The sequence below is a fragment of the Pseudocoprococcus catus genome, assembly GCF_019734885.1.
Lineage (GTDB): Bacteria > Bacillota > Clostridia > Lachnospirales > Lachnospiraceae > Coprococcus_A > Coprococcus_A catus.
Map to the genome: position 1 here is coordinate 1 of NZ_JAAXCM010000067.1, position 941 is coordinate 941.

The 941-nt window shown below is 29.2% G+C and carries 1 protein-coding gene; it reads left to right on the forward strand.

Translation table 11 applies throughout. The features are described 5' to 3' along the window. Positions 1–924, forward strand: a 924-nt coding sequence (locus tag HED67_RS16940; protein ID WP_221718991.1) for a HEAT repeat domain-containing protein, incomplete at its 5' end; no start/stop codon positions are given. Between the last annotated feature and the right edge of the window lie 17 nt (positions 925–941).

Here is a 941-nt window from a genome sequence, read left to right on the forward strand (position 1 = left end):
GCAAGACAATTGGTACTTTTTGATAGCGATGAAATAGAAGAAATTTTATATGGAATGCTGTTTGATCAAAATAGACTGGTACGTCTTGAAGCTATAGATTCTATATCAATTGGAAGGCATGAGAAAAGTATTGAGAAAGTACAAGTGATGTTAAGAGAAGAAGGATTCTTGATTCGTATGTATGCAGTTGCAACGTTATTTGATTTAATTACAAATGCTTATGGAATGAATGAAAAAGCTTTTGGTAAATATAATCAAATTATACAACAAAGTTTTCAGATTGAAAGAAATCCATATGTTTTATTATCGTATCATAAAAATGAGTATTATATGCACCGTGAGAAGGGTTGGTTATTGTTGAGGAACAGTTATGCTTATGCATTAGATAATGAAAAATATGATTTGATATGGACGATACTTCATATTTTTGAAGAGATAAAAAACAAGGATAACTATAGTGAACTCATGCAGGTAGTGGATTACAAAGTGGAAAAGTTGCTGTTGGCACAGAAAGCATTTGTTGATAAATTGCACATAAAAAAAGTACCATATAAAGTATTAATACTGGATGAGGATAATGTTTTTTTGTCTCATATAATAGCGTTACTGTTGCGTTCTATATGCCGTAAAGAGGATATTTTTATTGATACAGCGGGTATAGGTCAAGGAATTTTGAATATGAATGACATTAAAGTTTTTTGTAAACTCAATAATATTTCGTGCCCAGAAAAATTATGTTCTAAAAGGATAACCAGTATATATGAATATGATTATATAATTTGCTTCAATACAATGATAGATCCGGAAATGTATTCGGAGATAAAAGTTCTTTATTATAATAATGTTGATTTTAAGGACAAGGAACAGTTGATGTTGCTTTGTGTGGATATTAAGACAAAATTGTTTGGACAATTAGAGCTATAAATTAAAAGGAAAAAAAT